The sequence below is a fragment of the Marinilabilia rubra genome (genome assembly GCF_003121985.1).
Classification (GTDB): Bacteria; Bacteroidota; Bacteroidia; order Bacteroidales; family Marinilabiliaceae; genus Marinilabilia; species Marinilabilia rubra.
In genome coordinates, this window is sequence record NZ_QEWP01000001.1 from 133,962 (window position 1) to 147,480 (window position 13,519).

At 43.1% G+C, this 13,519-nt stretch carries 12 protein-coding genes; 3 read left to right on the forward strand and 9 right to left on the reverse strand.

Annotated elements, in window-relative coordinates; all coding sequences use genetic code 11:
* Positions 1 to 12 precede the first annotated feature (12 nt).
* From leuD to DDZ16_RS00685, 8 genes are all read right to left on the reverse strand, one after another.
* Positions 13 to 606: a 3-isopropylmalate dehydratase small subunit gene (gene leuD, locus DDZ16_RS00650; RefSeq protein WP_109262485.1), complete on the reverse strand. Its 594-nt coding sequence runs from the start codon at positions 604 to 606 to the stop codon at positions 13 to 15.
* A gap of 70 nt (positions 607 to 676) precedes the next feature.
* Complete coding sequence (leuC, locus tag DDZ16_RS00655) at positions 677 to 2,077, reverse strand: 3-isopropylmalate dehydratase large subunit (protein WP_109262486.1); 1,401 nt, start codon at positions 2,075 to 2,077, stop codon at positions 677 to 679.
* Positions 2,078 to 2,149: 72 nt separating this feature from the next.
* The gene (locus DDZ16_RS00660) at positions 2,150 to 3,646 is read right to left on the reverse strand and encodes a 2-isopropylmalate synthase (RefSeq protein ID WP_109262487.1); all 1,497 of its coding nucleotides are present in this window, start codon (positions 3,644 to 3,646) and stop codon (positions 2,150 to 2,152) included.
* 160 nt (positions 3,647 to 3,806) lie between these two features.
* Complete coding sequence (gene ilvC, locus DDZ16_RS00665; protein WP_109262488.1) at positions 3,807 to 4,859, reverse strand: ketol-acid reductoisomerase; 1,053 nt, start codon at positions 4,857 to 4,859, stop codon at positions 3,807 to 3,809.
* A 23-nt stretch (positions 4,860 to 4,882) separates the two neighbouring features.
* Positions 4,883 to 5,437 carry an acetolactate synthase small subunit gene (ilvN, locus tag DDZ16_RS00670; RefSeq protein ID WP_109262489.1) on the reverse strand — a complete coding sequence of 185 codons (555 nt, stop codon included), beginning with the start codon at positions 5,435 to 5,437 and terminating at the stop codon, positions 4,883 to 4,885.
* 78 nt (positions 5,438 to 5,515) lie between these two features.
* Entirely contained in the window at positions 5,516 to 7,249 is a 1,734-nt protein-coding gene (gene ilvB, locus DDZ16_RS00675; RefSeq protein WP_109262490.1) for a biosynthetic-type acetolactate synthase large subunit, read from the reverse strand.
* Positions 7,250 to 7,471: 222 nt separating this feature from the next.
* Positions 7,472 to 9,298, reverse strand: a complete 1,827-nt coding sequence (ilvD, locus tag DDZ16_RS00680) for a dihydroxy-acid dehydratase (RefSeq protein ID WP_109262491.1) — start codon at positions 9,296 to 9,298, stop codon at positions 7,472 to 7,474.
* Positions 9,299 to 9,919: 621 nt separating this feature from the next.
* Positions 9,920 to 10,648 (reverse strand): peptidase associated/transthyretin-like domain-containing protein, encoded by a 729-nt coding sequence (locus DDZ16_RS00685; protein WP_109262492.1) that lies wholly within the window; start codon positions 10,646 to 10,648, stop codon positions 9,920 to 9,922.
* A gap of 109 nt (positions 10,649 to 10,757) precedes the next feature.
* Between DDZ16_RS00685 and DDZ16_RS00690 the strand changes: the two genes are divergently transcribed.
* The 3 genes from DDZ16_RS00690 (at position 10,758) to DDZ16_RS00700 (ending at position 12,766) form a co-directional block, all read left to right on the forward strand.
* Positions 10,758 to 11,576 (forward strand): 2,3,4,5-tetrahydropyridine-2,6-dicarboxylate N-succinyltransferase, encoded by an 819-nt coding sequence (locus tag DDZ16_RS00690; protein WP_109262493.1) that lies wholly within the window; start codon positions 10,758 to 10,760, stop codon positions 11,574 to 11,576.
* A 142-nt stretch (positions 11,577 to 11,718) separates the two neighbouring features.
* Positions 11,719 to 12,288 (forward strand): L-threonylcarbamoyladenylate synthase, encoded by a 570-nt coding sequence (locus DDZ16_RS00695; RefSeq protein WP_109262494.1) that lies wholly within the window; start codon positions 11,719 to 11,721, stop codon positions 12,286 to 12,288.
* Positions 12,289 to 12,334: 46 nt separating this feature from the next.
* On the forward strand, positions 12,335 to 12,766 hold the full coding sequence (locus DDZ16_RS00700; RefSeq protein ID WP_109262495.1) for an acyl-CoA thioesterase: 432 nt from the start codon (positions 12,335 to 12,337) through the stop codon (positions 12,764 to 12,766).
* A 106-nt stretch (positions 12,767 to 12,872) separates the two neighbouring features.
* Here DDZ16_RS00700 and DDZ16_RS00705 read toward each other — a convergent pair whose 3' ends face one another.
* Positions 12,873 to 13,406: a ribosome maturation factor RimM gene (locus DDZ16_RS00705; protein ID WP_109262496.1), complete on the reverse strand. Its 534-nt coding sequence runs from the start codon at positions 13,404 to 13,406 to the stop codon at positions 12,873 to 12,875.
* Positions 13,407 to 13,519: the final 113 nt, after the last annotated feature.

Genomic DNA, 13,519 nt, shown 5'->3' on the forward strand with positions numbered 1-13,519 from the left:
ATTACTTTAGTTTTAGCTGTGGGCTTCTTCCCATTTTGTGATTTCCTCACTGATGTTCAGCAAGTAATCGATGTCGTCAAAGCCATTGAGCAAACATTTCTTTTTATACGGATTGATCTCAAAAGACTCTGAAGGCCCTTCAGGCAGAAGTGAAATCTTCTGGTTTTCCAGATCAATTTCAATTTTTGTGGCCGGATCTTTCTCAATTGCCTGAAACAATTGCTCCAAAAATTCTTTGGAAACCTGGACCGGCAATAATCCGTTGTTGAGTGAGTTGTTTTTGAAAATATCAGCGAAAAAACTTGACACAACAGCTTTGAAGCCATAGCCAGTGATGGCCCAGGCAGCATGTTCGCGACTGGATCCGCTTCCAATGTTTTGTCCGGCAACGAGTACTTTGCCCGAGTAAGTTGGGTCGTTTAGCACAAAGTCTTTTTTCGGGTTTCCGTCTTTGTCGTATCGCCAGTCGGCAAACAAATTATCACCAAAACCTTCTCTGGTAGTGGCTTTCAGGAATCGTGCCGGGATTATCTGGTCAGTGTCCACATTTTCGATGGGCAATGGCACACAGGTCGATTCCAGTTTTACAAATTTATCTATAGGCATAATTAATTTCTCTTAAAGATCAATTGTTCAAATGTTTGTGGTTGTAATTGGGCTTTTGGAAATGCCTCAATTACAAGAAGTCACGCGGGTCTGTGATTTTCCCTGTAACGGCAGCGGCGGCTGCAGTTAAAGGACTGGCCAGCATTGTGCGGGCTCCTGGTCCCTGACGTCCTTCAAAGTTTCTGTTTGATGTGGATACTGCATAATTGCCTTCAGGAATTTTATCATCATTCATGGCCAGACATGCAGAACACCCCGGTTGACGCATTTCAAACCCGGCTTCTTCAAGAATTTGTCTGATGCCTTCTTTTTCGGCCTGTTCTTCAACTTTATGACTACCTGGAACAATCCACGCAGTAATATTGTCCGCTTTTTTCTTGCCTTTTATGAATTCGGCAAAAGCACGAAGGTCTTCGATACGGCCGTTGGTACAGCTTCCCACAAACACATAATCCACTTTCTTGCCGATTAAGGGATCACCAGCTTGAAAATCCATATACTCCATAGATTTCTTGAAAGTTGGTTGAGTTGATTTTTCAACCTCTTCAAGCTTAGGTATCGATTTGCTTATGCCAATTCCCATACCTGGGTTGGTACCATAAGTGATCATTGGCTCAATGTCAGAAGCTTTGTAGGTCAGCTCTTTATCAAATACTGCATCATCATCGGTAGGAAGCTGGCGCCACTCTTCAACTGCTTTTTCCCACTCAGCTCCCTGTGGCGCGAACTCGCGGCCTTTGATGTATTCAAATGTAGTTTCGTCGGGAGCAATCATACCCCCGCGGGCACCCATTTCTATACTCATGTTACAAATGGTCATCCGTGCTTCCATTGAAAGGCTGCGGATTGCAGACCCGGCAAACTCTACAAAGTATCCAGTAGCCCCGCCTGTCCCAATTTGAGAAATGATGTAAAGCACAATGTCTTTTGAAACAACTCCTTTATCCAGTTCGCCTTCAATGTTGATACGCATTGTTTTTGGCTTATTCTGAAGCAGAGTCTGGGTAGCCAATACCATCTCCACTTCACTTGTGCCTATGCCGAAAGCGATACTTCCGAAAGCTCCGTGCGTTGAGGTGTGACTGTCACCACAAACGATTGTCATGCCGGGTTTGGTAATTCCCAGTTCCGGCCCTATTACGTGAACGATACCATTCCATTTATGATTCAGTCCGTAAAGATTCACTCCAAACTCTTCACAATTTTGAGCCAGCTTGTTTACCTGAAAACGGCTCAACTCATCACGAATTGGCTGATCCTGTCCCATTGTTGGGATGTTGTGGTCAGCCGTAGCAATGGTTTTTTCGGGGCGTCTTACTTTGATACCACGGTCTTTTAATCCGGCAAAAGCCTGGGGACTGGTCACTTCATGTACAAAGTGACGATCGATGTACAATACACTGGGACCGCCATCGACTTTGGTCACCACGTGCTTGTCCCATATCTTTTCAAATAAAGTTTTTCCTGCCAAGGTACTATTGTTTTAATAGGTTACTATTTCTTTCTAATGAGCAGCCTCAATGGGCTGCTTAGATGTTTTGAATCAGGCAATTTTGCCTACCGCATCCAAAAATGCTTCCACGGAAGCTGTTATGATATCGGTGTGGGCGGCAAATCCATAGTAGGTTTGTCCCTGATGTTCAACTTGAACGTGAACTTTTCCAAGGTCGTCACTTCCGCGGGTAATAGCCTGAATGAGGAATTCCTCCAACCTTACACGACGCTTAACCAGGGCTTTCACAGCAGTGAATGCAGCATCAATAGGGCCATTACCGGCAGCTGTTTCGGTGAAGACATCACCATTGAAACTAACCTGAACGGTAGCTGTTGGAACGGTTGATTTTCCACAAATTACCTGAAGCAGTTCAAGCTGTAATGGTTTGTTTTTTTGCTCCTGACCGCGGCCTGCAAGGATTTGTAAATCCTCATCAGTGATGTCTTTCTTCTTATCAGCCAGATCAAGGAATCGTTGATAAACTTCGTCCAACTCCGCGGGCTCAAAATCGTAACCCAATACCTGAAGTCTGTGTTTAAGTGCTGCGCGACCACTTCTGGCAGTAAGAACGATAGAAGACTCTTTGACGCCTACTTCAGCCGGGTCAATGATTTCGTAATTCTCACGGTTTTTCAAGACACCGTCCTGGTGAATACCGGAAGAGTGTGCAAATGCGTTACGGCCAACAATGGCTTTATTGGGCTGAACAGGCATGCGCATCAGTGTGGATACCAGGCGACTGCTTTTGATGATTTCCTGGCTGTTGATGCCTGTTTCAAGGTCCAGATCTTTATGGCTCTTAATGGCCATAGCTACTTCTTCCAGAGAAGTATTTCCGGCACGTTCGCCAATTCCGTTAACAGTAACTTCCACCTGACGGGCGCCATTTAGTACGCCTGATATGGAATTGGCTGTAGCCATTCCCAGGTCGTTGTGACAGTGGGTTGAAAGGATGGCTTTGTCCACATTAGGGACATTGTTCATGAGGTAGGCAATTTTTTCTCCGTATTCATGGGGGAGACAATAACCTGTGGTGTCAGGGATGTTAATGGTTGTAGCTCCTGCTGCAATAACTGCTTCCACAACCCGGGCCAGGTATTCATTATCTGTGCGGCCTGCATCTTCTGCATAAAATTCCACATCGTCAACGAAATTTCGGGCATATTTAACAGCTTCCACAGCCCTTTTGATGATTTCCTCCGGATTGGAATTCAGTTTGTAGTTGATGTGATAAAAGGAAGTTCCTATGCCAGTGTGGATTCTCCCTCTTTTGGCAAATTTTAAAGCATCTGCAGCCACTTCAATGTCCTTCTTGACGGCACGCGTCAAGGCACAAATAGTGGGATTACTAACGGCTTTGGATATTTCCACCACCGAATTGAAGTCTCCCGGACTGGAGACCGGAAATCCGGCTTCGATAATGTCCACGCCGAGTTTTTCCAGTTGCTTGGCTACCTCGATTTTCTCGATGGTATTCAACTGGCAACCCGGGACTTGTTCGCCATCCCGCAAAGTGGTGTCGAAAATATAGACTTTATTACTCATGGTATTATTTTTTTTCAGTCCGGAGATTTCCGGTTTTTTTGAGCATTAATGAACTCCGGGAAAGCTCCCGGAGCCATTGTTGCTATATAATATCTAAAGTTTTGAAACCAGAAAAAAGAAACAAAGCCCGCGATATTAATGCAGCGCGGGCTAAGTTTTATTATTTTTTCTGATTTTCCGGACGCAACTGGCGTACGGCAGCTCCTGCATTCCACATTTCAGATTCGCGCAATTCTTTGAGTTCCTCTTCGAGCTTCACGCGGTAATCGCTTTGACTGTTTGCATCGATTGAACGTTGCGCCTCGTTCCCTTTGGCTACTTCACTGTAAAGGTCTTTGAATACCGGGAGAGAAGCGTCACGGAATTTTTTCCACCAGTCGAGTGCACCGCGTTGAGCTGTTGTGGAACAGTTGGCATACATCCAGTCCATTCCGTTTTCAGCAACCAGAGGCATCAGACTTTGTGTCAACTCCTCAACAGTTTCGTTGAAGGCTTCAGAAGGAGAGTGCCCATTGGAACGCAACACTTCGTACTGAGCTGCAAAAATTCCCTGGATGGCTCCCATCAATGATCCACGCTCGCCGGTAAGGTCACTGAATACTTCTTTTTGGAAAGTAGTTTCGAAAAGGTATCCACTACCAACACCGATTCCTAAGGCAACAACACGGTCGAATGCTTTGCCGGTTGCATCCTGGAAGATGGCATAACTTGAGTTCAAACCACGACCTTCAAGAAACATTCTTCTCAGACTGGTTCCCGATCCTTTAGGGGCAACGAGAATTACGTCAACATCTTTGGGCGGAATTATTCCTGTGCGTTCTTTGTAAGTTACGCCGAATCCATGTGAGAAATAGAGTGCTTTTCCGGGTTTCAGGTATTTTTCAACGGTTGGCCATACGGCAATCTGACCTGCATCTGAAAGGAGGTACTGAATAATGGTACCTTTGTCCAGAGCTTCTTCGATGGGGAAGAGGGTTTTTCCGGGTTTCCAACCATCAGCAACAGCTTTGTCCCAGCTTTTTGAATTCTCTCGCTGCCCAACGATTACGTTGAAGCCGTTGTCTTTAAGGTTGAGTGCCTGGCCGGGGCCCTGAACACCATAACCGATAACAGCAATGGTTTCTTCTTTTAAAACGTCCTGTGCTTTCTTCAATGGAAACTCCTCACGGGTTACCACATTTTCTTCGGTTCCTCCAAAGTTGATTTTTGCCATGATTAATCTGTTGTTAACTGTTTTTAGTTTAATTGAGTTTGATCTTTTTCCAACTTCTTCAGATAAGTCTCAAGAAGTTCTTTCTTATTTTTTGTTATAGCAATACGGCCTGATCTGACAAATTGAGATACGCCGTAAGGATCGAGCTTTTCAAACAACTCCTGGGTCTCACTTTTGTGACCTGTTTTCTCAATTACGGTGAATTCAGGTGTAATCTCCAGTATGCGGGCGCCATACTGACGCACCAATTTTTCAATTTCATTGCCTCCCAGGAGCGAACCTGTCGAGACTTTATAAAGTGCTACTTCCTGGTGAATAATCTCATCAGCCCTGAACACAAAGACCTTCAAAACATCGATGCGTTTTTCAATCTGCTTCGCCAGCTTTTCAATATGGTTGGCTGTGGCATAAACGACAATCGTAAATTTATGAATTCCCGAAATTGCTGATTCGGATGTTGTCAGGCTTTCAATATTGATGTGACGACGCGTGAATACAGTTGTTATCTGGTTGAGTAGGCCAACGTGGTTTTCTGAATATACCGAGAGTGTGAACTCTTCTTTATCTGGTGCTTGCATTTTACTCGTTTTTTAATGAACTTTTCCCTGAATTAAAAAGGGAACACTGCTATTATGGCCTGTGTCCCGGCTGCTGTGCTATTCCAGTCGAATATCGGAGACTGAGGCTCCTGCAGGAACCATAGGGAATACATTTCCTTCTTTTTCAACTACTACTTCCATCAGGAAGGGACCTTCTGAATCAACCATCTGCTTAATGGCTCCATCTAAATCGTCATGCTCGGTAATTTTTACTGATGGTACATGGTATCCTTTGGCAATGGTCTGAAAGTCCGGATTGATCAATTCTGTAGATGCATATCTTTTGTCAAAGAAAAGCTCCTGCCACTGACGAACCATTCCCAGAAAATTGTTGTTCAAAAGTACAATCTTAACAGGTATTTTGGTCTGGAAAATAGTTCCCAGCTCCTGGATTGTCATTTGAAACCCGCCATCACCCACGAAAACACAAACGGGGCGATCGGGGGTTCCCAGTTTGGCCCCCATTGCTGCAGGAAGACCAAAACCCATTGTTCCAAGCCCTCCGGAAGTAACCACACTTCTTGTTTGCTTAAATCGGAAATAACGAGCACCCATCATCTGATGTTGCCCCACATCCGTAACCATAACCGCATCGTCATTGAATGCTGATGATACCCTGGAGATTACTTCTCCCATGGTCATCCCTTTATCGATTGGGTTAACTTCTTTTTCGATGATCCGGTCATATTCTATGCGATCACAGGCTTTAAATTCTGCCAGCCATTCTTTGTGTTCGTTTTGAGAAACTTTCTCCGTTAACACGGGAAGTGTTTTCTTAACGTTCCCAAGAACAGGAACATCCGCATGAACATTTTTGTTTATCTCAGCCGGATCTATTTCCATATGGATTACCTTAGCATTGGTGGCATATTTGCTGAGATCGCCGGTTACACGGTCATCGAATCTCATCCCGATGGCAATGATCAGATCTGCCTCATTGGTTTTTATATTGGGTCCGTAATTTCCGTGCATCCCCAGCATTCCCACATTTAGAGGATGCTCTGTTGGCATGGCAGATAATCCAAGAACTGTCCATGCAGCAGGCATGCCTGTTTTCTCAATAAATTCCATCAATTCATTCTCGGCATTGCCTAAAACGACTCCCTGCCCTACCAAAATCAATGGCTTTTGGGCCAGGTTGATTAAATGAGCTGCTTCATCAATTTGATGGAAATCGATGGGGCTTTCCGGTTTGTAGCTGCGAATTCCGGTTACCGGTTCATAGGAGTAATCCAACTCTTTGATTTGAGCATCTTTGGTAATGTCAACTACCACCGGGCCGGGGCGTCCGGATCGGGCAATAAAGAATGCTCTGGCAAGAGCTGCAGGAATGTCCTCTGCTTTGCGCACCTGGTAATTCCATTTGGTAACGGGTTGTGTTACGCCCACTACGTCTGTTTCCTGAAAAGCATCGGTTCCCAATAATGACGACACCACCTGCCCTGTTATTACAACAAGTGGCGTAGAATCCATCATGGCATCGGCCAGACCGGTAATGGTATTGGTTGCCCCCGGGCCCGAGGTAGCAAAACAAACACCTACTTTACCGGTAACACGGGCGTAACCCTGTGCAGCATGTACAGCACCCTGCTCGTGGCGGGTAAGTACATGGTGAATCTGATCATGATAGTTATACAGGGCGTCGTAAATTGGCATAATCGCCCCTCCGGGATACCCGAAAATGATTGAGGTATCTTCCTTGAGCAGAGATTGCATTACTGCTTCTGAACCGCTCATCCTCGTAGTCTCTGTGGTTTTTTCCTTCATCAGTAATTGTGATTGTGGTTCCATAATGTCTATGGTTGCGTTTGAGAAAAATAAACTAGTGTCGTGTCATGTATAAAATGACGTAAAAACTGAAAACAGTCATCCTTGGTGCGATATTTTATGCTTGATGCGACACTACAAAAACCTGCTCTCCTTTTATAGTGGGGTTACAAGATTATGCCAGAAACCAAGATTTGTCAAGTATTAGGACAAGGATATTAATGGTTGGCATTGGTCTGTAACCGGTTAAATCATTCTAACTGCTCCCTTGTCGGCCGATGACACCATTGAGGCATAAGCCTTCAGTGCTTTCGATACCTGCCTTTCTCTTGGTCCTGGTTTAAAAGCGCTATCACCTTTAGATTGCTCCTTTTTACGTCTTTCTTCCATTTCTTCATCGGTAATATCCACATTTATGCTTCGGCCCGGGATGTCGATGATAATTTTATCTCCTGTTTGAATTAGAGCAATTTCCCCTCCTGCTGCAGCTTCAGGAGAAACATGTCCGATAGATAGCCCTGATGTTCCGCCTGAAAAACGACCATCAGTAATGAGGGCACACTCTTTACCCAGATGCCTGGATTTTATATAAGAGGTGGGATACAGCATTTCCTGCATTCCCGGTCCTCCTTTGGGACCCTCATATTTTATAATAACAACATCATTGGCCTTTACTTCTCCGGCTAAAATGCCATCGCAGGCACTGTCTTGTGATTCGTATACTTTGGCTGTGCCTTCGAAATGGAGGATGGATTCATCCACGCCTGCTGTTTTTACGATACAACCTTTTTTGGCGATGTTGCCGAATAAAACGGCTAGCCCTCCATCCTGCGAGTAGGCATGTTCCACATTCCGAATGCAGCCTTGTTTGCGGTCAAGGTCAAATTCTTCATAAACAGCATTCTGTGATCCCAATACCAGATTTCGAAATCCTGCCGGGGCACTTTTATATTTTTCTTTAGCTTTTTCTGAAACCTCTTTTCCTACTAAGTCGTGCTCCTTCAAAGCTTCAGCCAGGGAGGATGAATCAACACGTCCCACGGAGGTGTCTATAAGATTTTTGCGACTTAACTCGGCCAGAATACCTAATATGCCACCTGCCCGATTTACGTCCTGAATGTGATAATCGCTGTTTGGGGCAACTTTTGATAGCACAGGTGTTTTTCTGGATAATTGATCAATGTCTTCCATGGTGAAATCAACACCGGCCTCATGGGCTATTGCAAGCAGGTGAAGAACTGTATTGGTGGAGCCTCCCATGGCAATATCCAAAGTCATCGCATTCATGAATGCTGCTTTTGATGCAATGGACCTGGGTAAAACAGAATCATCGCCATCGCGATAATGACGGTAAGCAAGATCTACAATTTTAGAAGCGGCCTCATCAAACAATTTTTTGCGATTGGCATGTGTGGCTACAATTGTTCCGTTGCCGGGAAGTGCCAATCCAATAGCCTCATTTAAGCAGTTCATCGAATTGGCTGTAAACATTCCGCTGCACGAGCCACATGTGGGACAAGCATTTTGTTCAACCGCCAAAACATCTTCATCAGCAACATTATCATCAGCAGCCATTACCATGGCATCTATTAAATCAAGAGCTTTTCCGTTATTGTTTCCTGCCTCCATGGGGCCTCCTGAAACAAATATGGTGGGGATATTCAGTCGCATTGATGCCATCAGCATTCCCGGAGTGATTTTGTCACAATTGCTGATGCATATCATTGCATCAGCGCGGTGCGCATTGACCATGTATTCTACGCTGTCGGCGATGAGGTCTCTTGAAGGTAATGAATAAAGCATCCCATCGTGCCCCATGGCGATTCCGTCATCTACTGCAATTGTGTTGAATTCGGCAGCGAAACAACCCTGCTTTTCCACAATCTGCTTTATTTCCTGTCCGATGTGGTGCAGGTGAACGTGTCCGGGAACAAACTGAGTAAAAGAGTTAACGATGGCTACCAGTGGTTTGCCCATTTGTTCGTCTTTCATTCCATTGGCTCGCCACAAGCTTCTGGCTCCCGCCATTCTTCTGCCCTGGGTGGTAGTATTACTTCTTAATGGTCGCTTCATTATTCTATTAATTTCTGTTTTAAATTAAAAACCCCTCTCACGCAGAAGTGAGAGGGGTTTTTAATTTTGTGCTTTATTTAGCTATACACCATTCTCACTTCTGCCTGGTTGTCCCACGAGAATAATAATATTGACGAGAATGAGTGATAGAAAAAAGTTCATATCTAAGTTTAAATTCATTTGTTCTTTGCAAATGTAAATATTTTGACAATACGTCCAAGCATTTTGTAACAAAAAAATGAATTTTTATTGCAAATTCATGATTTTGCTCCCATTTTGACTGATGAAATCTTAGTCTTAATGATCAATTAATTTGAACATTTATGAGGGTGAAAAAGTTTTGCGCTTTTTGTTCTTTGCAACTAATTGTAAATGGGAGGGATTTGTTTGTGAGGGTTTAAGGTGTTTTTCGAAGTTCGTAAAAAAGTGTTTTTTGATTATGATAATGATTATGAGTGAATGAATCAGTTTTAGATAGGCATGGTTGTTAAAGTTTAGTTAGACAGTTGTTTGTGAATTTTGAGGTGAGAAATTATGAATAGATATTCCTTTTAGAAGTAATAAATATCCGTTTTCAAAATATTCCGGGATTTGTATGCCGATTCGTCGGCAAATGTTTTTTCAATCTTTCTTGTTTTTATATTGCTTCCAGAGATGAAGAACTTTCCCTCTTAAGGTGATCAAATTATCATTATTAGTAACCGTTATTTTTGAATTACAGAAAACAGTAAAATCATCCATGTCTTTGTCATCAATTTCAATCCAATCTTTTATTAAACCGGATGAAAGAACCTGATGCCATAGGGATTTTTCCTGACGCTTTTGAATTACTTTTCTCATTTTTCTTTGATTCCTGGCCTTTTTGCTAAAAGTGGACTGGGCTAATGATAATGGAGAAAAAATCATTCCCAATGAGGGATCGGGGATAGAAGCTCTGGGCTCTTGCGCAGGATCAACATTTTTTCCAATGTTTCCGGGCAGGTTCAGGTTGATTACGTTCTCTTTTGCATTGACCGTGACTTCATTTAGCAGATATGTCGCAGGTTCCAGATAAATGGTATCGGGGCCGGGTGTTTCCAAAAACTGACTAACTTTTTTTACCATCCCTTCAAATCCCATGGAGACAATTTTGATGGAGTCACTCTTGGGCAGAGATAAAAGAAACGTTCCGTCGGAAGCTGAAGCATAAGAAAGCATGGTTTCATAACTTACCAGCTGCACATATCCCAGAGGCTTTTGGGTCTCCTGATTGAAAACAATCCCTGAAATTTTAGCTTTTTCGTTCTCCTGGGCAATCAGAATTAGAGGTACAAAGAGGATGGCCCAAAAAGTTATGTTTTTTTGTATCATGATATAATGCAAAGAATTACATGTTGTTAAGGTTTGTCAGGGGAACTTAAAATTTGGTCTATCTCATTTTAAACCTATATCTTTACGGTTTAAAACAAAAACTGTACCTATGAGTGAAAATTTGAAAGCAATTATCGAAAAAGCCTGGGATGATCGGGCTCAATTGGAAAACAAAGAAACACAGGACGCAGTAAACGAGGTGGTTTCCCTGTTGGACAAGGGGGAATTGCGTGTGGCCGAACCAGATGGAGATGACTGGAAAGTTAATGAGTGGGTAAAGAAAGCAGTAATTTTATATTTCCCTCTTCAAAAAATGGAAACCATTAAAGTTGGTCCATTCGAATGGCACGATAAAATAGCCCTGAAAGGCGGATATGCTGAAAAAGGGGTGCGCGTTGTTCCGCATGCAGTGGCCCGTTATGGTTCTTTTGTTGAGAAAGGCGTGGTAATGATGCCTTCTTATGTCAATATTGGAGCATATGTTGAGTCTGGTACCATGGTTGACACCTGGGCTACCGTTGGGAGCTGTGCACAGGTTGGCAAAGGCGTTCACCTGAGTGGTGGTGTTGGCATTGGTGGGGTTTTGGAGCCTATTCAGGCAGCACCGGTTATTATTGAGGAAAATGCCTTTATCGGATCACGTTGTATCGTTGTTGAGGGTTGCCGTGTAGGTAAAGAGGCCGTTCTGGGTGCCAACGTGGTACTGACAGGATCTACCAAGATTATTGATGTGAGTGGTTCTGAGCCTAAGGAATACAAAGGTTATGTGCCTCCTCGTTCAGTGGTAATTCCCGGAAGCTATACTAAGAAATTTCCCGCAGGGGAATATCAGGTGCCTGCTGCATTAATTATTGGTCAGCGTAAGGAATCTACCGATAAAAAGACTTCACTGAATGATGCATTGCGTGACTTTAGTGTAGCTGTGTAAGGAATAAAGTAGTATTTGAAAAATATAAAAAGGCCGGAGCAATTAATTTTGTTTCGGCCTTTTTGTTTATTTGAGACCATCAGAAATTAGATTGACTAAAATTCATTTTATATTTGTGAGTAAACCAATAAAAAGAGAGAAAATGGACTTCCGCGAACAATTGAAAAAGGCCGTTGAAGTGCTTCAAAATGGAGGATTGATTCTTTACCCCACGGATACTATTTGGGGGATTGGGTGTGATGCCACGAATGCAGAAGCTGTAAAGAAAGTCTATGACCTGAAAAAACGGGCAGAAAGAAAAGGGCTTTTAGTGCTTATTGAAAATGAGGTTCGCTTGAACTCTTATGTACGGGAAGTTCCTGAGATGGCTTATGATCTTATCGAGTTATCAGATAAACCGATTACTATTATCTATCCTCAGGGGAAAAATCTTGCTGAAAATGTTTATGCAGAGGATGGAAGTATTGGGATCCGGGTAACCAAAGAGGACTTCTCAAGATCGCTTTGCCAGCGTTTTCGTCGACCTGTTGTTTCGACTTCAGCAAATATCAGCGGGGAAAAGGCTCCCCGGAGCTTTAGCCAGATAAATGAGGAAATTCTTAATGGTGTCGATTATGTTGTGGATTTTCGTCAGGAAGAACCGGGTAATGCGGCTCCATCAGGTATCATAAAACTGGACGTGGATGGACAGGTTGAGGTTATCAGGGAATAGTCCCGAAAAGAATTAAATCCAAACTAAGGAGAAAGGTAATTCTAATATGACAAGAACAGATTTCAAGCATAAATTACCTGTTCAGATGCGGTTCAGTGATGTGGATGGATTTGGGCATGTAAATAATGGTGTATACAATGAGTATTACGACCTGGGTAGGATGTATTATCTGAGTGAGGTGCTTGGGTGGTTGCCCGGTGATACTTCTCTTGACGACCAACTGGTGGTGGTGAGTACTAAAACCGACTTTTTAGGGCAGATATTTCTTGGTCAGTCCATTGAGGTTTTAACCCATATTTACGCTCTGGGTAACAAAAGCCTGAAAATGGTGCAATGGCTTGTAGAAAAAGGATCTGATCAACCTCTATCCACTTGTGAGTCTGTAATGGCAGGATTTAGAAGAAGTACCGGGACCTCCTTTGTTTTGCCGGGTGAATGGAGGGACGCGATATCTGGTTTTGAGAAATGTTCTTTTTGAATTATTCTTCAGCCTATGAGTGTTTTAAAAAAGTTCATGCATAATAGAAAGTAGATGAATCTGGTTTTCACAGATAATATCTGCTTTAATCTATCATGTTAATTCTTTAATCCGGACTGTTTAAACCCAGCAATCCTTCCGGAATATTCATTTCAATAATCTGGTTGTCATCGTCTATATTCACAATAAAGTCTTCGGCAACAGGAATTAGAACTTCTCCTTGTGGTCCTTCAATAATAAAAAGTGGATTCGCTGAGATGTCCTGAATACCCGAAATGTGGCCAATAGATCCTGCGGTCGCATCGATAACCTCAAATTCATTGAAGGAATTTAGATTGGAAAAGTCAGCTCCTGGGCTGGCGACGTCTTGAGGATCAAGGTAGACCCTGAAATCCATTACTTTCCGGATTTTTTCTTCAGAAGCCAGAAGAGGCAGCTTTACCAGAATTACATCATCCGATTTATATCTGAGGCCGGAGACTCTGAAAGGTACCAGGCCATTGTCTATTTCAATAAAAATAAAAGTTGGTTGAGTTTCTTTCAGGTCAATTTCGGGAGAAAGACGCACAGCTGTTTCTCCCGAGATACCATGTGGTTTGGCTACAATGCCTGCCTGTATGTATTGCGATTTTTCGAGCATGATACAAAAATACAATAGTTTGGTTAAAGTAGCTTAACGATCCAACGTAAAGATTGCTGGTTTGTAAGCATAAAAAAGCCTCCCCAAAAACTGAGGAGGCATATATCTAAAAT